Genomic DNA, 20,647 nt, shown 5'->3' on the forward strand with positions numbered 1-20,647 from the left:
CTGGTCGCGATTACGCTTGAGCACAATCGTGCCGCTCGTGCTGGGAGCCTGCGTACTCCTACCGATCACCTCTTCCCCGCTTCACGCCCAGGAGTTTTCCATGAAAGACAAGCAAGGTCATTACCAACCCTATACCCCTGGCATGAAGCTACCCGATGGCGTGTTTCCGCCTATGCCCGGCTACACCCATGCGGAATTGATCGCCGTCGCTTGCGAGCGTACGGAGAATTTCCTGAAGACCCAGGATATCGATCCCACGTTGATTCGCGAGACGCTCATTGCGCTGGCTACCCACTTGAATGCTGAGTTCGAGAAGGAGGGGGTGGAGTATCAGATCGCCACCTGGTACCAGAAACCGTATGACAGCCCACAACTGCGCAAGCACAGTGTCGACAGCATGGCCGAACAATTCGGGGCCGTCGCACTGGAGGCTGCGGCTGATTCCTTAAGCGGATCGCCGCTCCTGCACAAGGGCAAGGAATTCTACGGCCAATTCATGGATCAATCGGGGGACGCGGTAAGCGATCTGATTCTGGCATTGAACAAGAATTGATCACAGCGTTTGTTCATAAGGACATGAGATGAATGATTCGATTCGTTTCACGGTGTATTTCGACGGCACCGGCAACAACAAGGACTTGAATACCCCCGAGGGCACGCAGACCAACGTGGCCCGCCTCTACGAATTGGATACCGCCAAGGGCACCAACCTGGCGCGCAATTCGGGGCATGCGCCGCAGCAATACGATGCCCACGAGCGCACCGGGCAATCGGAGAAGGTCTATTTCGACGGGGTCGGCAGCCAGCGAAAACAAGAACCCATCTCGATGCGGATACAGGGAGAGATCGATTGAACCACTCAATTACCGGTACACCGCAGGCCCACAACACTCCGCGCCGGAGTCAGAGACTCTGGTCGCGATTACGCTTGAGCACAATCGTGCCGCTCGTGCTGGGAGCCTGCGTACTCCTGCCGATCAACTCTTCCCCGCTTCACGCCCAGGAGTTTTCCATGAAAGACAAGCAAGGTCATTACCAACCCTATACCCCTGGCATGAAGCTACCCGATGGCGTGTTTCCGCCTATGCCGGGGTACACCCACGCCGATCTGATTGCAGCGGCCGCTACGAGGGTAGAAGCCCTTCTCAAGGCCAATGACGTCGACCCTACGTTGATTCGGGAAACGCTGATCGCGTTGGCGACTCATCTCAACGCCAAGTTTGAAGAGCAAGGGGTGGAATATCAAATTTCCAGTTGGTATCAGAAGCCCTATGACGATCCTAACGGGCGCAGAAACAGCGTCGAGCGTATGGGAGAGCATTTCGGCGCAGCGGCGGTAGATGGTGCCGCTGATTCGTTGAGCGGCTCGCCTTTGCTGTTGAAGGGGCGGGAGTTTTACAAAGAGTTTATCGGGACCGCCGGCGATGGCGTCCATGACCTGATAGTGACCCTGAATAAGCCGGGCTCCTGAATAAAGTTCGGTAGGAGATTGCCCAGTCCGCTCGGTCTTTCTGGCTGACCGGCATGGCGATTAATAGGGATGTGACATGAGCGATGCATTGCGCTTCACGGTGTACTTCGACGGCACCGGCAACAACAAGGACTTGAATACCCCCGAGGGCACGCAGACCAACGTGGCCCGCCTCTACGAACTGGATACCGCCAAGGGCACCAACCTGGCGCGCAATTCGGGGCATGCGCCGCAGCAATACGATGCCCACAAGCGCACCGGGCAATCGGAGAAGGTCTACTTCGACGGGGGGCGGCAGACAGCGAAAACAAGAACCCATCTCGATGCGGATGCAAGGAGAGACCGATTGAACCACCCGACTACCGGTACGCCGCACGCCCACACTCCGCGCCGGAGTCCGAGCCGCTGGTCGCGGTTACGTCTGAACTCATTTGTGCCATTCGTGCTGGGAGTCTGCGTATTGCTGCTGACCACATCTTCCCCGCTTCACGCCCAGGAGTTTTCCATGAAAAACAAACAAGGCCAGTACCAACCCTATACCCTTGGTATGAAACTACCCGATGGCGTGTTTCCGCCTATGCCGGGATACACCCACGCCGATCTGATTGCGGCGGCCGCTACGAGGGTCGAAGCCCTTCTCAAGGCCAATGACGTCGATCCTACGTTGATTCGGGAAACACTGATCGCGTTGGCGACTCATCTCAACGCCAAGTTCGAAGAGCAAGGGGTGGAATATCAAATTTCCAGTTGGTATCAGAAGCCCTATGACGATCCTAACGGGCGCAGAAACAGCGTCGAGCGTATGGGAGAGCATTTCGGCGCAGCGGCGGTAGACGGAGCCTCTGATTCGATGGAAGGCTCCCCATTGCTCTATAAGGGGCGCGAGTTCTATGGCGAATTTATTGGTGCCGCTGGCGATGCCGTCCATGACCTGATCGTGACCTTGAACAAGCCGGGCTCCTGAATAAAGTCCGGTAGGAGATTGCCCAGTCCGCTCGGTCTTTCTGGCTGACCGGCATGGCGATTAATAGGGATGTGACATGAGCGATGCATTGCGCTTCACGGTGTACTTCGACGGCACCGGCAACAACAAGGACTTGAATACCCCCGAGGGCACGCAGACCAACGTGGCCCGCCTCTACGAACTGGATACCGCCAAGGGCACTAACCTGGCGCGCAATTCGGGGCATGCGCCGCAGCAATACGATGCCCACGAGCGCACCGGGCAATCGGAGAAGGTCTACTTCGACGGGGTCGGCAGCCAGGCCGGCATTACCCCGCGTTTTGTGCTGGAGGCCGGTACTGGTCTGGGAGGTCAGGAGCGTATCGACCAGGCCTACGATGCCGTCGTAGCCTTTCACAACAAGTACCCGGACCAGAAGGTCGACGTGAACATCGTCGGCTTCAGCCGTGGCGCGGCGCAGTCCCGCGCCTTGGCCAACGAATTTATCGAACGCGGAGTGCCAAAGCTGGATGCCCAGGGGCGGCCCACGGGCGATTTCCTGATTCCGCCGGGGCAGGCCCATGTGAACAAGCTGGGTATCTTTGACACCGTGGCCTCATACGGCAACGCGATGTCCGATACCCATCTGGGCAAGAACCTGGAGATCGGCAAGAACGTCGACTCGACCACCCACCTGGTGGCGATGAACGAGTACCGCGATACCTTTCGCCTGACCAGCGCACTGCGAAACGACGACAACTCGCGCATCGAGGAGCTGAAGTTCGCCGGTGCGCACTCGCAGGTCGGCGGAGGCTATCGCAATGATGTGCTCGCGGCCGGGCCGCTGGCAGTGATGTACGATCGCCTGCAATCGGCCGGTATCGAAATGAAGCCGATGCAGCAGGAAGACGTGCAACGCATCGAGCAGTACAACGAGCTGATCAAGAGCCCGGAGAAGATCCAGGAGGCGCTGATCGATTCGCGCCTGAAGGCGGGCAACGAGGCGTTCGCCCGTGGCGCCGATGGTTCGTTCCAAACGATCAATAACACGCCGTTTGAGATGGAACGGGGCTATTTCAATGTCTTCGATCGCCAGAGCCGTCCCTTCGAGCACCAGACCAATGGACGGGGTGTCATCTTCGAGAACGACGACGCTCTGAGTAAGACCAGGATACAGCGCGGAGTTGAGGCCGTAGGTGGTTGGTTTGCTCAAGTGGGCGACAAGCTTAAGGATCGTGCAGCTCAGTTCTTTGGCTTGGACAAACGTGCCGAGCGGAAAGAGATTCGCCGCGAGACAGTCTTTGATCAGCAGCTACAGAGAATGCAGACGGCAACTGCATTAGATCAGGGAAGAGAGCTGGAAAGCTTGCTGAACTCCTCCCGACCCGATAGCCAGTACATCGAAGGGCTCAACCTTCAGACTGTGCCGCTGCCCCAGAATGCGAGACAGAGCCATCAACCCTCCACCCAGACCCAGCAACGCAGCGACTCTTTCAAGTCCATGGAGGACAAGGCGCGCTCGCTCAATCCATCCGCCAGCGTCGGCGAGGCTTCGCAGAGCGGACGCAGGGCATTCAGCGGAATGGTAGTGGCCATGGACGATCATCACATTCTGCAGAAGATCGGCCAGACCAATGAGTTCGTCATTCATGACCGCCGCGATTGCGATCCCAACCGCACTTATCAGGTCGGCAAGAGCACCGCGATTGTCCATGAGAAGGGCATCGAGGATCTGGCCCGCAATCTGACTCCGAAACTGGAGCAGGATGCCGGTCTGAGCAAGGCGGTGCGCCGGTGAGCTATTCCCATGAAGCAGGCTGTCACCCAGACACCACGGCATTCGCCGACATACGTCGTGAATCCCTGTCAGCTATCGGCGAATTCTTCGCCGAGTTCATCTGAGGCCCGCCGCGATGCCTTTTGTTGCCGACGTTCCGCCACCCGCACTGAGCGAGCCGGTTGCCTGCTCGATCATGGCGGCGGTTAAGTACGAATTGCCGGTAAACGTCGTGCTGGCCGTTTCCGCTCAGGAGGGCGGCAAGCCTGGCCAGTGGGTACGTAACAGCAATGGGACCTACGACGTGGGTCCCATGCAGTTCAATACCGCTTACCTACAGGATTTGTCGCGCTACGGCATCACTCCCGAAGATGTGGAGAAAGGTGGCTGTTACTCCTACGACCTGGCCGCCTGGCGCATCCGCGGCCATGTGCGCAACGACAGTGGCGACCTCTGGACTCGCGTGGCCAACTACCACTCACGTACGCCAGAGGTCAATGCACGCTACCGTCAGCTCATCATGCGTCGCGCTGCGTACTGGGCCGATTGGCTGGATGAGCGCTTCGCCACACAGCAGGTTGAGCAGCACTCTGTATTCTCCGGCTCACTGGCTGGAACCCCCACCGCCACCGCTGAGGTAGAGCCCGCGCTGCAGGCAACTTCCGCACAGCGGGATGTCGCTCCGGGGTCGGCACAGACGTCCGCCTATGTACCTCGGCGTCTGCTGGTGGAGAGCACTGAATGAAGCCCGTGATCACAGGCGCCACGACATTCGTCGGCGAAAACCAGAAATCCCCCGTAAGGCTACGAAAACAAATAAGGACCCATCTCGATGCGGATTCGGGGAGAGATCGATTGAGCTACTCAATTACCGGTACGCCGCAGGCCTACAACACTCCGCGCTGGAGCCAAAGCCTCTGGTCGCGATTACGCTTGAGCACAATCGTGCCGCTCGTGCTGGGAGCCTGCGTACTCCTGCCGATCAACTCTTCCCCGCTTCACGCCCAGGAGTTTTCCATGCAAGAAAATCAAGATCAGTACCAGCCCTATACCCCTGGCATGAAACTACCCGATGGCGTGTTTCCGCCTATGAAGGGATATACCCACGCGGACCTGATTGCGGCAGCGTGCCAGCGCGTCGAAGCTCTAATGAAAGCAAACGATATTGACCCGACGCTGGCGCGCGAGTCTCTGATCGCGCTGGCCGACCACCTCAATCAGGCGCTTGAGTCGCAGAATACGGAGTACCAGATTTCGACTTGGTACCAGAAACCTTACGATGTTCCTGCCGGCCGCACCGAGAGCGTTGCTGCGATGGCGGAGAATTTTGGTGCCCTAGCCGTGCATGCGGCTACGGCTTCTCTTAAGGGTTCCCCTTTGCTGCACAAGAGTGATGACTTCTTGCGCAGCTACATCACTGCCGCCGGTGATGGCGTCCATGATCTGATCGTGACCTTGAACAAGCCGGGCTCCTGAATAAAGTCCGGTAGGAGATTGCCCAGTCCGCTCGGTCTTTCTGGCTGACCGGCATGGCGATTAATAGGGATGTGACATGAGCGATGCATTGCGCTTCACGGTGTACTTCGACGGCACCGGCAACAACAAGGACCTGAATACCCCCGAGGGCACGCAGACCAACGTGGCCCGCCTCTACGAATTGGATACCGCCAAGGGCACCAACCTGGCGCGCAATTCGGGGCATGCGCCGCAGCAATACGATGCCCACGAGCGCACCGGGCAATCGGAGAAGGTCTACTTCGACGGGGTCGGCAGCCAGGCCGGCATTACCCCGCGTTTTGTGCTGGAGGCCGGTACTGGTCTGGGAGGTCAGGAGCGTATCGACCAGGCCTACGATGCCATCGTAGCCTTTCACAACAAGTACCCGGACCATAAGGTCGACGTGAATATCGTCGGCTTCAGCCGGGGCGCGGCGCAATCTCGTGCCTTGGCCAACGAGTTCGTCGAGCGCGGCGTACCGAAGCTCGATGCCCAGGGGCGGCCCACCGGCGACTTCCTGATTCCACCGGGGCAGGCCCATGTGAACAAGCTGGGTATTTTTGACACCGTGGCCTCCTACGGCAATGCGATGTCCGATACCCATCTGGGCAAGAACCTGGAGATCGGCCAGAACGTCGACTCGACCACCCACCTGGTGGCGATGAACGAGTACCGCGATACCTTCCGCCTGACCAGTGCCCTGCGCAATGACGACAACTCGCGCATCGAGGAGCTGAAGTTCGCCGGTGCGCACTCGCAGGTCGGCGGAGGCTATCGCAATGATGTGCTCGCGGCCGGGCCGCTGGCAGTGATGTACGATCGCCTGCAATCGGCCGGTATCGAAATGAAGCCGATGCAGCAGGAAGACGTGCAACGCATCGAGCAGTACAACGAGCTGATCAAGAGCCCGGAGAAGATCCAGGAGGCGCTGATCGATTCGCGCCTGAAGGCGGGCAACGAGGCGTTTGCCCGTGGCGCCGATGGTTCGCTCCAAACAGTCAATAACACGCCGTTTGCGATGGAACGCGGTACGATCAATGTCTTCGATCGCCAGAGCCGTCCCTTCGAGCACCAGACCAACGGGCGGGGAGTCATTTTCGAGAATGACAGCTCGCTCAGCAAGCTTGGCACTCAACGTGGCCTCGAAAGCTTTGCCAACCGGCTCGGCGAATTAGGTCAGAAGGCGCTATCGGCCACGGCCCGCTTCATTGGACTCGAGACCCGCGATCAGGCAGTCGAAAAGGACATGGGGGTCCTGCAGAAATACCGGGCAGAACTCGCTGCAACTTCGCAGGCGCAGAGCGCAGCCCTGTCAGAGGAACTACGATCATCCCGCCCGAATGCAGCCTACATCGAAGGACTCAACCTTCAGGCTGTCCCGGTGCCCCAAAATGGGAGGCCGGGCCATCAGCCTTCCCCCCAGGCCCAGCAACGCAGCGACTCCTTCAAGTCTATGGAGGACAAGGCGCGCTCGCTCAATCCGTCGGCCAGCATAGGCGAAGCCTCGCAAAGCGGACGCAAGGCATTCAGCGGAATGGTAGTGGCCATGGACGATCATCACATTCTGCAGAAGATCGGCCAGACCAATGAGTTCGTCATTCATGACCGCCGCGATTGCGATCCCAACCGCACTTATCAGGTCGGCAAGAGCACCGCGATTGTCCATGAGAAGGGCATCGAGGATCTGGCCCGCAATCTGGCGCCGAAGCTGGAGCAGGATACGGGACTGAGCAAGGCGATGCGTCGATGATCAAGGATGCTCTGCCCCCAGTGGGATGTCACACCGGGGCCGGCGCAGACGCCGCCTATATACCCCGGCGCCTGCTGGTTGGGGAGCAATTGACGGAGCCCGTGTTTACAGGCGACACGGAACTCATTGACGAACGCCGGGAGCCTTCCGCTAATGAACAAGATGAACCAGGAACCCGCCATGAGGTGGCTACAGGGAGAAATCGATTGAACCACCTAACCATCGGTACCAACGCATCTTCCGCCGATACGGCTTCTAGCTGCGTCAAGAGCTTCAGCGTGCGGCTGCGCCTGAGTTCGCTAATTCCCCTCGTGCTGGGAGCCTGCGTGCTCCTCCCTACTACTTCTCCGCTCCAAGCCAAGGAGTTTTCCATGCAAGACAATCAGGGCCAAAAACCATCGAACGCCAGCAGCACTACGCTACCTGAGGGTGTATTCCCTCCCATGAACGGTTACACCAACGAAGAACTCGCCACGGCTGCGTGCCAGAGTGTCGACAAGGTGTTCAAGGAAAACAACATCGACCCGACGCTTGCCCGTGAGTCTCTCTTTGATCTATTCAATCATTTGATCACCGCCTATCAGGCAAACGATGTGGATTACCAGATTTCGACCTGGTATCAGAAGCCCTATAACGACCCTGCGGCTCGTGCCGAGAGCGTCAAGGCAATGGCTAAGGAATTCAATGCCCTCACCATTCGTGCGGCCGGAGATGCGCTGATCAAATCGCCACTGGGCAACATGAGCCGGGACTTCCAGCGCAGTTACTTGGAAAGTGCTGGCGCTGGTGTCCAAAGCCTGATCGAAACCCTTAACAAGCCCGGCACCTGAGGTCGTTGCGGCATGATCATAAGATCGCACCTATCTGGCCGGTGGGATATTCATAGGGATATGATATGAGCGATGCATTGCGTTTTACGGTGTATTTCGATGGCACCGGCAACAACAAAGACCTCGACACACCCAAAGGGGCTCACACGAATGTCGCGCGGTTGTACGAGGCGGATCAGGCCAAGGGCACCAACCTGGCGCGCAACTCTGGGCACGAGCCCCGGCAGTATGACGCTCATGATCACTCCGGCCAGTCCGAGAAAGTGTATTTCGATGGAGTGGGCAGCCAATCCAACGTCAGCCTGCGATCCCTGGCTGAAGGCGGTAGCGGGCTGGGTGGCAAGGAGCGTATCGATCAGGCCTACGACGCCATCGTAGCCTTTCACAACAAGTACCCGGACCAGAAGGTCGACGTGAACATCGTCGGCTTCAGCCGGGGCGCGGCGCAATCTCGTGTCTTGGCCAACGAGTTCGTCGAGCGCGGCGTACCGAAGCTCGATGCTCAGGGGCAGCCCACCGGCGACTTCCTGATTCCACCGGGGCAGGCCCATGTGAACAAGCTGGGTATTTTTGACACCGTGGCCTCCTACGGCAACGCGATGTCCGATACCCATCTGGGCAAGAACCTGGAGATCGGCAAGAACGTCGACTCGACCACCCACCTGGTGGCGATGAACGAGTACCGCGATACCTTTCGCCTGACCAGCGCTCTGCGAAACGACGACAACTCGCGCATCGAGGAGCTGAAGTTCGCCGGTGCGCACTCGCAGATCGGCGGAGGCTATCGCAATGATGTGCTCGCGGCCGGGCCGCTGGCAGTGATGTACGATCGCCTGCAATCGGCCGGGATCGAAATGAAGCCGATGCAGCAGGAAGACGTGCAACGCATCGAGCAATACAACGAGCTGATCAAGAGCCCGGAGAAGGTCCAGGAGGCGCTGATCGATTCGCGCCTGAAGGCGGGCAACGAGGCGTTCGCCCGTGGCGCCGATGGTTCGTTCCAAAAGGTCAATAACACGCCGTTCCCCATGGAACGGGGCTATTTCAATGTTTTCGACCGTCAAAAACAGCCGTTTGAACATGGAGCCGCTGGTCGTGGTGTTGTCTTTGAAAATGATGACAGCCTTAGCCGCTCCAGCGTGGTGCGGACTGCTGAAAACATAGGCAATCGACTGACCGATCTTGGGCGACAGGCGCTATCGGGGGTTGCCCGGTTCGTGGGCAAGGATGACCCACAGCAGGCACTCGATGAAGCACTGGATCGTGTGGAGCAGACACGTGTACAGGCAAGCACGGTTGCGCGCGAGCAAAGTAACAAGTTGTCCGGCGAACTCAAAGCATCGCGTCCCAGTGTGACCTACATCGAAAACTTGAACCTGCAACCCGTGCCGGAGCCCCAAGGTGTCAAACAAGGCCAACAACAAGCTCCCCAAGCCCAGCTACGAAGCGACTCGTTCAAGGCCATGGAAGACAAGGCCCGTGGCCTCAACCCCTCAGCCAGCATAGGCGAAGCCTCGCAAAGCGGACGCAGGGCATTCAGCGGAATGGTGGTGGCTATGGACGATCATCACATTCTGCAGAAGATCGGCCAGACCAATGAGTTCGTCATTCATGACCGCCGCGATTGCGATCCCAACCGCACTTATCAGGTCGGCAAGAGCACCGCGATTGTCCATGAGAAGGGCATCGAGGATCTGGCCCGCAATCTGGCGCCGAAGCTGGAGCAGGATGCGGGACTGAGCAAGGCGATGCGTCGGTGAGACAGATCAAAGTTTGGCAACCGTCCTCACTGGGGATGAGCGGGGGGGCAGGTCGACTACCCCGGCTGCGGCTCGCCGATGGGGCGCTGGAGGCGCTGAAGTGGCTGGCGCTGCTCCTGATGACAGGCGATCACGTGAACAAATACCTGTTCAACGAGACGCTGCCGCTGCTGTTCGAGGCCGGGCGCTTGGCAATGCCGCTGTTCGTAGTCGTATTGGCCTGCAACCTGGCGCGTCCGGGCGCAGGGGAGAAAGGTGCTTACCGTCGAACCGCGCTGCGCCTGGTCCTATTCGGGGCGCTGGCGACACCGCCTTTCGTTGCTCTGGGCGGGTTGCTGAAGGGGTGGTACCCGCTGAACATCCTTTTCACCCTGCTGGTGATCACCCTGGCGACCGCGGCCTGCGAGCGCGCGGCAACCGGCCGGCCGTTTTACTGGAGCGTCGCGGCGGCGGTGGTCGTCCTCGGTGGGGCCTTTGTTGAGTTCTGGTGGCCGGCCGTGCTGCTGGGGTTGAGCGTTGGCTGGTACGTCCGGCGTCCTGGCATGCGGGCAGCGGCGTGCATTCTCCTGTCGCTCGCCGCGCTCTGCCAAATCAATGGCAACGCCTGGGCGTTCGCAGTCTTGCCGCTGGTGCTGGCTGCCACCCAAATAGGTCCCGCTCTGCCTCGCTGGCGCTGGCTGTTCTATACCTACTATCCGCTGCACCTGTTGGCGCTATGGCTGATCCGCATTCCGATGGCCAAGGCCGGCTACCTCTTCCTGATATGAGGAGCGACTCTATGGATGATCCAATGAAAATGAAGTCGCCGGCTGGTGATTGCGGGCAGGCGTTGGAAGCCCAGGCGCAGGCACTTGCCAACGAGCAGACTGCATTGCTCGAGGGTAGCCCGCTGCAGGCACGTTACAATCAGGCATTGAGGGAGTATGTCGAGCAGAAGGCCGAGCAAGCCGAAGCGTTGGAGCAACGTCTGGAGGCTCTGGTGGAGCGACAGCAGGCGCAGCTGCAACAGAGCCTGTCGGCGCGACCAGGCTGGCTGGCCATGCCGTCCGCCCGTGCTGCGTGGCAACATCGCACCGAGCGCTGCCAGGCGCGCCTGCTGGAGCTTCAGGCCCGCCTGGAGCGGGTACAGGAACTGCGCCATGGCATGGGCCTGTACACCCCGCGTCTGGAGGAGCTAGCGGTGCGTCGATTGCGTGCCGAGCAGCCGGAGCTGGCTGACCAGTGGAGTCTGCATCGGCAGGCCGAGCGGGTCCTGAAGGAGTCGCAGCGGCGCAGCCAGGCGACCGAAATGGGGCGTTCGCGTATTACCCCGCCCTGAATCCAGTTTTCATATCAGCATACCTTCACGGAGCGAACTCTCATGAAGCATAACAACGCCGTCGGTCCACAGATTCGAAGGGGCAGGCGCACTGGCGCAAGCCCCTGGCAGGCTCTGCTAGCAATCTTCTTTCTGCTGACAGGGCTCGCGACGGCCACGCAGTACTTCGCCCACCTGTACGGTCAGCATGCAGCACTAGGGGGCCATCTGGGGGGAGTGTATGCGCCCTGGATGATTCTGATCTGGGCTGGGAAATGGTCGGGCCAGTACCAGGACGCTCTGCTGCGTGCTGGTTCGCTCGGCGTGTTGGTAGCGGCAGCCGGGATGATGGCGCTGGTAATCGTTCGACTAATCCAGCGTAACAGTGCTACCGCGAATGCCTTCCTCCACGGCTCGGCGCGCTGGGGCGAGCGCAAGGATATCGAAGATGCCGGCCTGTTAGCCGACGAAGGTGTCTATGTCGGCGCTTGGCTGGACAAGCGTAACAAGCTCCACTACCTACGCCACAACGGCCCCGAACATATTCTGACTTTCGCCCCAACCCGTAGCGGCAAGGGCGTTGGCCTAGTGATCCCGACGCTGCTTTCGTGGAAGCACAGCACCGTAATTACCGACCTCAAGGGCGAGCTCTGGGCGTTGTCAGCCGGCTGGCGGCAGAAGCATGCGGGCAATCGGGTACTGCGCTTCGAGCCCGCTACCGCTCAAGGCTGCGTAGGTTGGAACCCCTTAGAGGAAATCCGCCTAGGCACCGAGTTCGAAGTCGGCGATGTGCAGAACTTGGCGACGCTGATTGTCGACCCGGACGGTAAAGGGCTCAATGATCATTGGCAAAAGACCTCCCAGGCTATGCTGGTCGGCTGTATCCTGCATTTGTGTTATCGCTCGCTGGACGAGGGGGGCGTGGCTAGCCTGCCGGCGCTGGACGCCATGCTGGCAGACCCAACTCGACCGATCGACGAGCTCTGGCAGGAGATGACTCACTATGGTCACCTCAACGGTGAGAACCATCCTTTGGTGGGCTCTGCTGCACGGGACATGCTCGATCGGCCCGCGGAGGAGGCCGGCTCGGTCCTTTCTACTGCCAAATCCTATTTATCGCTATTCCGCGACCCCATCGTGGCGCGTAACGTCAGTCGCTCGGAATTCAAGATCCGCGACCTGATGAACCACGACGACCCGCTAAGCCTTTACATCATCACTCAACCTAACGACAAGGCTCGTCTGCGCCCCCTAGTGCGTATCCTAGTGAACATGATCGTTCGCCTGCTAGCCGACAAGATGGACTTCGAGGATGGCCGCCCCAAGGCGCACTATAAGCACCGCCTGCTGATGATGCTCGACGAGTTTCCCAGCCTCGGCAAGCTCGACATCATGCAAGAGTCACTGGCCTTCGTGGCCGGTTACGGCATCAAGTGCTATTTGATCGTCCAGGACTTGTCGCAGCTACAGGAGTTCTACGGGCAGAACGAGAGCATCACCTCTAACTGCCATATCCAGAATGCTTATCCGCCGAACCGGGTCGAGACGGCGGAGCATCTTTCCAAGCTCACCGGCCAAACCACTATTGTCAAAGAGCAGATCACCACAAGTGGGCGGCGCTCTAGCGCGTTGTTAGGTCAGGTGTCGCGAACCATCCAAGAGGTACAACGACCGCTATTAACTATCGATGAGGCTTTACGCATGCCCGGTCCGCGCAAAGATAGCCAGGGCAATATTCAAGAGGCAGGAGACATGGTGATTTACTGCGCCGGTTATCCAGCTTTCTATGGCAAGCAACCCCTATATTTTCAGGATCCGGTGTTTCTGGCGAGAGCTAAAGTGCATGCGCCTCGGGAAAGTGACCGGACTATTGAGGTCAGTGGTTTGGCGGCAGAGCGATGAGACGGCCTCTCAGCGTTGCCGCGGTTTTAGTCATTCTGATGTTCTGTGCTTTACCTCTTGTATTGCTAGCTGGCGCTCGGATCAATATTACTAACAGCTTTCCGCCAGGGATTTATTGGGTGGTAGACAAGGTGCCAGAGCGGGGAGACCTTGTGATGTTTTGTCCGCCCTTGCGTGATGTCTTCGACTTGGCATACGAGCGCGGCTACCTGCAAAGCGGTACTTGCCCCGGGGGCTATATGCGGATGCTTAAACGCTTGGTAGGGGTTCCGGGTGATGAGGTGCTTATTCTGGCTGAAGGTGTCAGCGTAAACGGTCAGTTGCACCCACGCACCCAATCCTTGCGGAAGGACCCTAGTGGTCGCCGCATGCCGCATCCTCGGTTTGAGAGGTTTCGATTGGCATTCGGAGATGCATTGCTGCTATCTGACTACAGCCATCATTCATTCGACGGTCGTTATTTTGGAGCAATACCAATGCTGCAAATTGAGGAAGTAGTGACGCCCGTGCTGGTGTGGGATAGGGAGTTCGATTAGTCGACGAAGCCTGCCGTTACCCAGGCGATTCCGCTACCATGCCGTTTTGTTTTTGGGGTGTCGATGGAACTGCTGCTCTACCTGGTGCTGGGCTCGGCTGCCGGTTTACTGGCTGGCCTGTTCGGCGTGGGCGGCGGTCTGATCATCGTGCCGGTACTGGTGTTGAGTTTCACCTCCCAGGGTATGGCGCCGGACGTCCTCACCCATCTCGCAGTGGGCACGTCCCTGGCGACCATCGTCTTCACCTCGATCAACTCGCTGCTTGAGCATCACCGCAAAGGCGCGGTGCGCTGGCCGCTGTTTCGCTGGCTGACTCTGGGCATCCTGCTCGGCGCAGCACTGGGGGCGATGACTGCGGCGCTGATCCAGGGGCCGATGCTGCAAAAGATCATCGGTACTTTCGCCATCATCGTGGCCGTACAGATGGCGCTGGACCTGAAACCCAAGGCGAGCCGTGATGTCCCAGGCAAGCCGACGCTGACGGTGGCCGGCGCCGTGATCGGCTGGGCCTCGGCAATCTTCGGTATCGGCGGTGGTTCGCTGACCGTGCCCTTTCTGGTCTGGCGCAGCGTGCCGATCCAGCAGGCGGTGGCGACCTCGGCGGCCTGTGGTTTGCCGATCGCCATCGCTGGTGCGTTGAGTTTCATGTTTACCGGCTGGGGAAATGCGAATCTGCCGCCATGGAGCGTCGGTTTCGTTTATCTCCCGGCGTTGCTGGGCATCGCCCTGACCAGCATGTTCTTTGCCCGTTTTGGTGCGCGCCTGGCTCATCGTCTGTCGCCACTGTTGCTCAAGCGTCTGTTCGCCCTGCTGCTGCTGAGCGTAGGCGTGAGTTTTTTCATCTAAGGAGTCCTGGATGCTGCCTTATCCGCAGATCGACCCGGTGGCTGTCGCCCTCGGCCCGCTGAAAATCCATTGGTACGGCCTGATGTACCTGATCGGTATCGGTGGCGCCTGGCTGCTGGCTTCGCGCCGTCTCGAGCGTTTTGATTCGACCTGGAACAAGGACAAGCTGTCCGACCTGGTGTTCTGGGTGGCCATGGGGGTGATTCTCGGCGGACGCCTTGGCTACGTATTGTTCTACGATCTGGCTGCCTATGTCGCCGAACCGGCGAAGATCCTACGGGTATGGGAAGGCGGTATGTCCTTCCACGGCGGCCTGATTGGGGTGATGCTGTCGACCTGGTGGTTCGGCAAGCGCAACGGCAAGAGCTTCTTCGAACTGATGGACTTCATCGCGCCGCTGGTGCCGATTGGTCTGGGTGCAGGGCGCATCGGCAACTTCATCAACGCCGAGCTGTGGGGCAAGGCCACCGATGTGCCCTGGGCGATGATCTTCCCCACCGACCCGCAGCAACTGGCACGCCACCCATCGCAGCTCTACCAGTTCGCCCTGGAAGGCGTGGCGCTGTTCACCATCCTCTGGTTCTATTCGCGCAAGCCGCGCCCGACCATGGCCGTGTCCGGCATGTTCGCCGCCTGCTACGGCGTGTTCCGCTTCATCGTCGAGTTCGTCCGTGTGCCGGACGCCCAGCTTGGCTATCTGGCCTGGGGGTGGCTGACCATGGGACAGATTCTCTGCCTGCCGATGATCCTCGGTGGTATCGGTCTGATCGTCTACGCCTACAAGCGCCAGCCCGCTCAAGGAGTCGCCTGATGAAACAGTATCTCGACCTGATGCGCCACGTGCGCGAGCACGGCGCCTTCAAGGAAGACCGCACCGGCACCGGCACCTACAGCGTGTTCGGCTACCAGATGCGCTTCGACCTGGCCGATGGCTTCCCCATCGTCACCACCAAGAAGTGCCACCTGCGCTCGATCATCCATGAGCTGCTGTGGTTCCTGCAGGGCGACACCAACATCAAGTACCTCAAGGACAACGGCGTCAGTATCTGGGACGAGTGGGCCGACGAGAACGGCGACCTCGGCCCGGTCTACGGCTACCAGTGGCGCAGCTGGCCGGCGCCCAATGGCGAGTCCATCGACCAGATCGCCAAGCTGATCGAGATGATCAGGAAGAACCCGGATTCGCGCCGCCTGATCGTCTCGGCCTGGAACCCGGCGCTGGTCGATCAGATGGCCCTGCCACCGTGCCATGCGCTGTTCCAGTTCTACGTGGCCGACGGCAAGCTGTCCTGCCAGCTGTATCAGCGCTCGGCGGACATCTTCCTCGGCGTGCCCTTCAATATCGCCAGCTATGCGCTGCTGACGCTGATGGTGGCGCAGGTCTGCGACCTGCAGCCGGGCGAGTTCATCTGGACCGGCGGTGACTGCCACCTGTACGCCAACCATATCGAACAGGCCGATCTGCAGCTGACCCGCCAGCCGCTGCCGCTGCCGACCATGAAGCTCAACCCCGAGGTCAAGGACCTGCTGGCCTTCAGGTTCGAGGACTTCGAACTGGTCGGCTACGAAGCGCATCCGCATATCAAGGCGCCAGTGGCGGTCTGAGCTTGCGTCTGGGCAGTTGGTCGGGCGCGGTTTGCTACCCTTTCACCGAACACGTGAAGAGGGAGTCTCTGGTGAGCCGAATTGCACTGGCCCTGCTGCTGGTACTGAGTTGCCTGACAAGTCATGCCGACCCTCAACCGCTGCGGGTCGGCATCACCGAAGTGCCGCCCTTCGTGATCCAGCGTGACGACGGTGGCTGGAGCGGCATCAGCATCGATCTGTGGAACACCATAGCTGAAAAGAACGGCTACGCCTTCGAGTACCAGCCGATGCCCTTCGACCAACTGTTCGACAGCCTGGAACAGGGCAGGGTCGACGTGGTGGTCGGGGCGCTGACCATGACGCCCGAGCGCGAGGTGCGCTTCGACTTCACCCATCCCTTCTACTTCACCGGCCTGACGATCGCCGTGCCGGCTGCCTCTTCAACGGGAGGGTGGCGGACCTTCACGCGACTGTTCTCCTGGGGTTTCATCAGTGTGGTCCTGGGGCTGGTCGCGGTGTTGATGCTGGTGGGCACCGTGATCTGGCTGTTCGAACGGCGCCGCAATCAGACGCAGTTTCCCGAGGCGCCTGTGCGCGGCTTGGGTGACGGTTTCTGGTGGGCGGCAGTGACCATGACCACTGTGGGTTATGGCGACAAGGCGCCGGTTACCCTGGGTGGGCGGTTTGTGGCCGTGGTGTGGATGTTCGCCGCGCTGATCATGGTTTCGACCTTCACCGCTGCGATGACCACGGCGCTGACGGTGAGCAACCTGCAAGGCAGCATCCAGGGCCCCGGCGATCTGCAAGGTGCGAATGTCGCCAGTGTCCAGCGCACCGTCAGCGAGCGCTGGTTGGAGGAGCAGCGTATCCGCCAAAGCAGCTATCCGAATCTGACCGAGGCGCTGCTGGCCGTGCAGCAGGGCAAGGCCGATGCCATCGTGTATGACAAACCCATTCTGCAATATCGCAATCGCGAGCTGGTTGGCGCGCGCCTGCAGATACTCCCGGGCACCTTCGAGAACCAGAGCTACGGATTCCTGGTGCGCAACGGCAGCCCGCTGCGTGAGCCTATCGGTCGGGCCATCCTGAGCACCTTGAGTGAACCTCAGTGGCCGCGAACGGTGAGCGATTACCTGGGCGAGGGTCCCTGAGCGCCCGGCGCCTTTGTTGCGTGAGACGCTGCTTGCAGTTCGAACCGTCGCGCGATTTCCTCGACGGTTTCGCGGCAACCCTCGATTTCCCATTCCGTCCAGTTATCCCATTGCAGCCTCAATTCATTCCGGCCGCGCCGCAGGCGGTAGCTGTCGAAATCGATACCCTTGTCGAAGGCCAGCGGGCTGTACTGCGAGACCTGCCGCCAGCCCTCGGCTTTGAGATGCTCGAGAATTCTGTTGCCGAGCTCGGTGTCGATCATCTCCAGGGTGATAGGGTCGGCGCTGCGAGCCGGCTCGCGTTCGAGCCATCTGCGCTGCAGCCATCGGCGAAGCATGGCGAGCATGCGTGCGCTCCTCAGGTCTGGGCCAGCTCCGACAATAGCTGTTGGAGCTGCGTCTGGCGTTCACTATCTTGCAGGCGTGCGCCGGGGTTGAGTGACGACCATTGCGGGTGAGCACGCGCCACATTCAGCGGCGCGGGCAGCCTGCCCTGGCGCCACAGCGTCTCCTGTGGGGCGCCGAAGGTGATAGCGTTCATCGCCGCGTGTCCACGCACGTTCAGTGCGGCCAGCAGTTGCTGCTGACGCAGAGCCAGCAGGCGCAGCACGGCGTCGTCGACGGTGAGTTCGCGCTGGCCCTTCAGTTTGCCTTTCAGCCTTTCCCCGTAATTGCGCAGGGTCTGCGCGCTGCCACCTATCACCGCGCCCAGCGCTGCTGCGGCGCCCATGGTAAGCCCGCCTACCAGCAGATCGACGCCAACGCCAGTGGCCGCACCCGCGGCCATGCCTCCCCCGACCTTGATGCCAAGTTGCTTGAGGGTTTCCGGATTGAACAGGTCATCATTCCAGCGGCCATCGAGCAGCGGTAGATCGCCGGCCCTGGCGTCGCTGCTGCGAAACGCATACAGACGCAGCAGCGCTTCGACGCAGCGCTGCTCGCGCTGGCGAATGGCTTCGCGCAGCTCGCTCACGGCGGCCTGCTCCAGCTGGGGCTGAGCAGCGACGCTGCGGCGGCAGGCGGCGCAATCGATCAGCAGCTCGGCGATCAGACGCTGACCGGCCTGGCGCCGGGCGATACGTTGCGCTTCGTGATCCTCGATCAGGCGTTGCAACTGCGGGCGCGAGCGCTCCAGCAGCAGGGCGAGGCTTTCGTAGAGGCGCCGTTCGCCATCCTCCGGCGGCGCCACGCTGTCGAACGCCACCAGGGCGTGCAGGCCGAGACGCGCCAGGGCTTCGCGCCACTCGCCTTCGCGGTGGCTGGCGCTGGCGACGAAGTTGAGCACCGGCAGCAGCGGGCGGCCGCACATGGCCAGTACCGCCAGTTCGTCGCGGTACTTGGCCAGCACCGGCTCGCGCACGTCGATCACGTACAGGCCGGCGTCGGAGGCCAGCAACTGGCGCAGCACCTTGGCTTCCTGCTCATAGCGCTGGCGCGCCTCGCTGCCTTCGAGGAAACGGGCCAGGCGCGCCGGGCCGTCCAGGCGTTCGCCGGGGCGGTCTAGGCGCTCCAGGTAGTCGAGCAGGGCAATGGCGTCCTCAAGGCCGGGGGTGTCGTACAGCTCCAGTAGCGCCTGGCCGTCCACCGACAGCCGCGCGCCCTCGACGTGGCGCGTGGTGCTGGCGCGCGGCGAGACTTCGCCGAATTCCACGTCGCGGGTCAGGGTGCGCAGCAGCGAGGTCTTGCCGACGTTGGTATGGCCGACCAGGGCAAGTTTCAGTGGTGGGCTCATGGCGTGGTCTCGGCCGGATAGCTCGGAGGCAAGAGAGCGGGCATTGGGGTAGGAGCGAGCTCTGCTCGCGAACCATGGCAAACGGCAAAAGCTTCGCGAGCAGAGCTCGCTCCTACATGAACGCCGTGTGCCTGCGGCTCTCTAGTCATGCCCTGCCTCCAGCCAGTTGAGCGGCGCCGTATCACCGTGGCTCAGCCCTAGCGTGCCGAGGGCCTGGTGCCAGTCCGCCAGGCGGGCGCTGTCCAGGCATTCGCCGGGCGCTGGCGGCAGCAGCCAGATGCGCGTGGCAGAGGACGAGCGCGCCAGCTCGCCGAGCAGCGCCAGGGTGCCGCGATCCGGCGAGCGGCGTGGGTCGCAGGCGATGGCCAGGCGCTGGGGCGGGAAGCGCGTCAGCTGTTCGAGCAACTGGCGGCGCTGCTCGCGGCTGTCGATCACCCCGGCATCGGCCACGCCCTTCGGTAGCGGCAGCGGTGGCCAGGGTCGGCGCTCGTCCAGCTCCAGGCCGAGCAGGAGGGCGCCACTGCCGGGTTGGGCACTGGCGCCGCCTTGCGGTTGGTGCAGAGCAGCTGGCGCCAGGTCGCAGACGCCGAGGCGTTCGCTGTCCGGTTGCAGGCGCTGGCGCAGCAGGTTGTAGCCCGGCAGGTCGAGATCCAGGCGCAGCCTGCGCGTGCCCGACTGCCAGCACCACAGGCACAGCAGCGCCAGTAACAGGCGTGGCAGCAGGCCGTAGACCAGCACCACGCCGACCAGCCAGCCGGCCCAGCTTTGCCGGGCGGCTTCGCTGGCGATGGCGGCATCGCCGCTGGCGCGAATGACTTCGATATCCGGCAGGCTGAAACCGAGCAGGGCGGGCAGGGCGCCAATGCTCTGGGTCAGGGCGATGAAGGTGTCGCCAGTGAGGATGGTGGTCTCCCAGACGAAGCCGTAGCGGCGCGTGGCGAGCAGCAGCAACAGAGTGGTCAGTGCGGCGAGCATGGCCAGCGTCCACAGTCCGTTGACCAGCAGCCCCAGGCCCCAGCGGGTCAGGCGCTGGCGTTGCAGCATCAGCAGCAGGGCCGGGGCCAGTTGCGCGGCGCTGGCGTCGCGCGCCAGCTTCTCGCTGAGCCATAACCACAGACGACCGAGTGCGCCAGGGTGGTCGCGTGTCAGCAGCAGGCCGAGCAGCCAGCCCACCAGCATCAGCAGGTTGAGCCCGAGCAGGCTGCCCAGGGCCCAGAACACGTTGACCGGCTGACGCCCGTCGCCCAGTGCCGCCAAGGCCAGGCCGGCACCGCTGAGCAGCGCCAGCAGGGCGAGCAGCAGGCCGGCCAGGCGCGCGCCCTGCAGCCAGTGCAGCAGCGCCTGCCACTGACCATCACGGCGGGCCAGCAGCAGGGCGCGATACTGGATGCGCTGGGCCACGTCGCCGTCCTCGGCGCGGGCCAGGCGATTGGCCTCGGCGTCTTCGAGCGGGCCGGCGTGTTCCTCGCGCAGGCGAATGGTCTCGCTGAGCCAGAGGCGTTGCAGGGGCGTAGGGGAGGAGGCGTCAGTCACGCGGCGTCTCGTCGTGCGGATCAGGGGTTGAGGAT

General features: G+C 61.2%; 21 protein-coding genes. 18 read left to right on the plus strand and 3 right to left on the minus strand.

The window, feature by feature from the left end:
* Window positions 1-100: 100 nt before the first annotated feature.
* The 18 genes from DXK50_RS15390 to DXK50_RS15475 all read left to right on the plus strand — a co-directional run bounded on the left by DXK50_RS15390 (window position 101) and on the right by DXK50_RS15475 (window position 17,347).
* On the plus strand, window positions 101-553 hold the full coding sequence (locus DXK50_RS15390; RefSeq protein WP_212630918.1) for a hypothetical protein: 453 nt from the start codon (window positions 101-103) through the stop codon (window positions 551-553).
* 28 nt (window positions 554-581) lie between these two features.
* Window positions 582-854, plus strand: coding sequence for a DUF2235 domain-containing protein (locus tag DXK50_RS15395; protein WP_212630919.1), 273 nt, complete (start codon window positions 582-584; stop codon window positions 852-854).
* 158 nt (window positions 855-1,012) lie between these two features.
* Window positions 1,013-1,471, plus strand: a complete 459-nt coding sequence (locus DXK50_RS15400) for a hypothetical protein (protein ID WP_212630920.1) — start codon at window positions 1,013-1,015, stop codon at window positions 1,469-1,471.
* Window positions 1,472-1,547: 76 nt separating this feature from the next.
* Window positions 1,548-2,435 carry a hypothetical protein gene (locus DXK50_RS24975; RefSeq protein WP_249186886.1) on the plus strand — a complete coding sequence of 296 codons (888 nt, stop codon included), beginning with the start codon at window positions 1,548-1,550 and terminating at the stop codon, window positions 2,433-2,435.
* 76 nt (window positions 2,436-2,511) lie between these two features.
* Window positions 2,512-4,212, plus strand: coding sequence for a phospholipase effector Tle1 domain-containing protein (locus tag DXK50_RS15410; protein WP_212630921.1), 1,701 nt, complete (start codon window positions 2,512-2,514; stop codon window positions 4,210-4,212).
* Between the two features lie 115 nt (window positions 4,213-4,327).
* Entirely contained in the window at window positions 4,328-4,936 is a 609-nt protein-coding gene (locus DXK50_RS15415) for a lysozyme family protein (RefSeq protein ID WP_212630922.1), read from the plus strand.
* The gene (locus DXK50_RS24980; RefSeq protein WP_249186887.1) at window positions 4,933-5,667 is read left to right on the plus strand and encodes a hypothetical protein; all 735 of its coding nucleotides are present in this window, start codon (window positions 4,933-4,935) and stop codon (window positions 5,665-5,667) included. Before DXK50_RS15415 ends, DXK50_RS24980 begins: the two co-directional genes overlap by 4 nt.
* Window positions 5,668-5,743: 76 nt before the next feature.
* A complete protein-coding gene (locus DXK50_RS15425) occupies window positions 5,744-7,438 on the plus strand; it encodes a phospholipase effector Tle1 domain-containing protein (protein WP_249186888.1) in 1,695 nt (564 codons plus the stop codon).
* Window positions 7,435-8,268 (plus strand): hypothetical protein, encoded by an 834-nt coding sequence (locus tag DXK50_RS15430; RefSeq protein WP_212630923.1) that lies wholly within the window; start codon window positions 7,435-7,437, stop codon window positions 8,266-8,268. The genes DXK50_RS15425 and DXK50_RS15430 overlap by 4 nt, the downstream gene beginning before the upstream one ends.
* A 65-nt stretch (window positions 8,269-8,333) precedes the next feature.
* A complete protein-coding gene (locus DXK50_RS15435; RefSeq protein WP_212630924.1) occupies window positions 8,334-10,028 on the plus strand; it encodes a phospholipase effector Tle1 domain-containing protein in 1,695 nt (564 codons plus the stop codon).
* The gene (locus DXK50_RS15440) at window positions 10,025-10,795 is read left to right on the plus strand and encodes a TraX family protein (protein WP_349292099.1); all 771 of its coding nucleotides are present in this window, start codon (window positions 10,025-10,027) and stop codon (window positions 10,793-10,795) included. The genes DXK50_RS15435 and DXK50_RS15440 overlap by 4 nt, the downstream gene beginning before the upstream one ends.
* Window positions 10,796-10,818: 23 nt before the next feature.
* Complete coding sequence (locus tag DXK50_RS15445; RefSeq protein ID WP_212630925.1) at window positions 10,819-11,346, plus strand: IncP plasmid survival protein KfrC family protein; 528 nt, start codon at window positions 10,819-10,821, stop codon at window positions 11,344-11,346.
* 42 nt (window positions 11,347-11,388) lie between these two features.
* Window positions 11,389-13,227 (plus strand): type IV secretory system conjugative DNA transfer family protein, encoded by a 1,839-nt coding sequence (locus DXK50_RS15450; RefSeq protein WP_212630926.1) that lies wholly within the window; start codon window positions 11,389-11,391, stop codon window positions 13,225-13,227.
* Entirely contained in the window at window positions 13,224-13,763 is a 540-nt protein-coding gene (traF, locus tag DXK50_RS15455; protein WP_212630927.1) for a conjugative transfer signal peptidase TraF, read from the plus strand. Before DXK50_RS15450 ends, traF begins: the two co-directional genes overlap by 4 nt.
* A gap of 63 nt (window positions 13,764-13,826) precedes the next feature.
* Window positions 13,827-14,609: a sulfite exporter TauE/SafE family protein gene (locus tag DXK50_RS15460; protein WP_212630928.1), complete on the plus strand. Its 783-nt coding sequence runs from the start codon at window positions 13,827-13,829 to the stop codon at window positions 14,607-14,609.
* A 10-nt stretch (window positions 14,610-14,619) separates the two neighbouring features.
* Complete coding sequence (gene lgt / locus DXK50_RS15465) at window positions 14,620-15,420, plus strand: prolipoprotein diacylglyceryl transferase (protein ID WP_161866133.1); 801 nt, start codon at window positions 14,620-14,622, stop codon at window positions 15,418-15,420.
* Window positions 15,420-16,214, plus strand: coding sequence for a thymidylate synthase (locus tag DXK50_RS15470; RefSeq protein WP_161897865.1), 795 nt, complete (start codon window positions 15,420-15,422; stop codon window positions 16,212-16,214). The genes lgt and DXK50_RS15470 overlap by 1 nt, the downstream gene beginning before the upstream one ends.
* A gap of 71 nt (window positions 16,215-16,285) precedes the next feature.
* Window positions 16,286-17,347 (plus strand): transporter substrate-binding domain-containing protein, encoded by a 1,062-nt coding sequence (locus DXK50_RS15475; protein WP_349292100.1) that lies wholly within the window; start codon window positions 16,286-16,288, stop codon window positions 17,345-17,347.
* On the opposite strand, the gene DXK50_RS15480 is transcribed toward DXK50_RS15475, so the two are convergent.
* From DXK50_RS15480 to DXK50_RS15490, 3 genes are all read right to left on the minus strand, one after another.
* A complete protein-coding gene (locus DXK50_RS15480) occupies window positions 17,326-17,694 on the minus strand; it encodes a hypothetical protein (protein WP_249186890.1) in 369 nt (122 codons plus the stop codon). The genes DXK50_RS15475 and DXK50_RS15480 overlap by 22 nt on opposite strands.
* 11 nt (window positions 17,695-17,705) lie before the next feature.
* Window positions 17,706-19,079 (minus strand): GTPase/DUF3482 domain-containing protein, encoded by a 1,374-nt coding sequence (locus DXK50_RS15485; RefSeq protein WP_212630929.1) that lies wholly within the window; start codon window positions 19,077-19,079, stop codon window positions 17,706-17,708.
* A 141-nt stretch (window positions 19,080-19,220) separates the two neighbouring features.
* The gene (locus DXK50_RS15490; RefSeq protein ID WP_212630930.1) at window positions 19,221-20,612 is read right to left on the minus strand and encodes a DUF2868 domain-containing protein; all 1,392 of its coding nucleotides are present in this window, start codon (window positions 20,610-20,612) and stop codon (window positions 19,221-19,223) included.
* Window positions 20,613-20,647: the final 35 nt, after the last annotated feature.

The sequence above is a fragment of the Pseudomonas sp. KB-10 genome, from assembly GCF_018221585.1.
Taxonomy (GTDB): Bacteria; Pseudomonadota; Gammaproteobacteria; order Pseudomonadales; family Pseudomonadaceae; genus Aquipseudomonas; species Aquipseudomonas yangonensis.

Bases quoted from the DNA above. Each gene is read 5' to 3' on its own strand.
- DXK50_RS15400 (WP_212630920.1), top strand. From the start codon at position 1,013: ATGAAAGACAAGCAAGGTCATTACCAACCCTATACCCCTGGCATGAAG.
- DXK50_RS15430 (WP_212630923.1), top strand. From the start codon at position 7,435: ATGATCAAGGATGCTCTGCCCCCAGTGGGATGTCACACCGGGGCCGGC.
- DXK50_RS24980 (WP_249186887.1), top strand. From the start codon at position 4,933: ATGAAGCCCGTGATCACAGGCGCCACGACATTCGTCGGCGAAAACCAG.
- DXK50_RS15410 (WP_212630921.1), top strand. From the start codon at position 2,512: ATGAGCGATGCATTGCGCTTCACGGTGTACTTCGACGGCACCGGCAAC.
- DXK50_RS15415 (WP_212630922.1), top strand. From the start codon at position 4,328: ATGCCTTTTGTTGCCGACGTTCCGCCACCCGCACTGAGCGAGCCGGTT.
- DXK50_RS24975 (WP_249186886.1), top strand. From the start codon at position 1,548: ATGAGCGATGCATTGCGCTTCACGGTGTACTTCGACGGCACCGGCAAC.
- DXK50_RS15485 (WP_212630929.1), bottom strand. From the start codon at position 19,079: ATGAGCCCACCACTGAAACTTGCCCTGGTCGGCCATACCAACGTCGGC.
- DXK50_RS15395 (WP_212630919.1), top strand. From the start codon at position 582: ATGAATGATTCGATTCGTTTCACGGTGTATTTCGACGGCACCGGCAAC.
- DXK50_RS15425 (WP_249186888.1), top strand. From the start codon at position 5,744: ATGAGCGATGCATTGCGCTTCACGGTGTACTTCGACGGCACCGGCAAC.
- traF (WP_212630927.1), top strand. From the start codon at position 13,224: ATGAGACGGCCTCTCAGCGTTGCCGCGGTTTTAGTCATTCTGATGTTC.
- DXK50_RS15435 (WP_212630924.1), top strand. From the start codon at position 8,334: ATGAGCGATGCATTGCGTTTTACGGTGTATTTCGATGGCACCGGCAAC.
- DXK50_RS15470 (WP_161897865.1), top strand. From the start codon at position 15,420: ATGAAACAGTATCTCGACCTGATGCGCCACGTGCGCGAGCACGGCGCC.
- DXK50_RS15450 (WP_212630926.1), top strand. From the start codon at position 11,389: ATGAAGCATAACAACGCCGTCGGTCCACAGATTCGAAGGGGCAGGCGC.
- lgt (WP_161866133.1), top strand. From the start codon at position 14,620: ATGCTGCCTTATCCGCAGATCGACCCGGTGGCTGTCGCCCTCGGCCCG.
- DXK50_RS15480 (WP_249186890.1), bottom strand. From the start codon at position 17,694: ATGCTCGCCATGCTTCGCCGATGGCTGCAGCGCAGATGGCTCGAACGC.
- DXK50_RS15390 (WP_212630918.1), top strand. From the start codon at position 101: ATGAAAGACAAGCAAGGTCATTACCAACCCTATACCCCTGGCATGAAG.
- DXK50_RS15460 (WP_212630928.1), top strand. From the start codon at position 13,827: ATGGAACTGCTGCTCTACCTGGTGCTGGGCTCGGCTGCCGGTTTACTG.
- DXK50_RS15445 (WP_212630925.1), top strand. From the start codon at position 10,819: ATGAAAATGAAGTCGCCGGCTGGTGATTGCGGGCAGGCGTTGGAAGCC.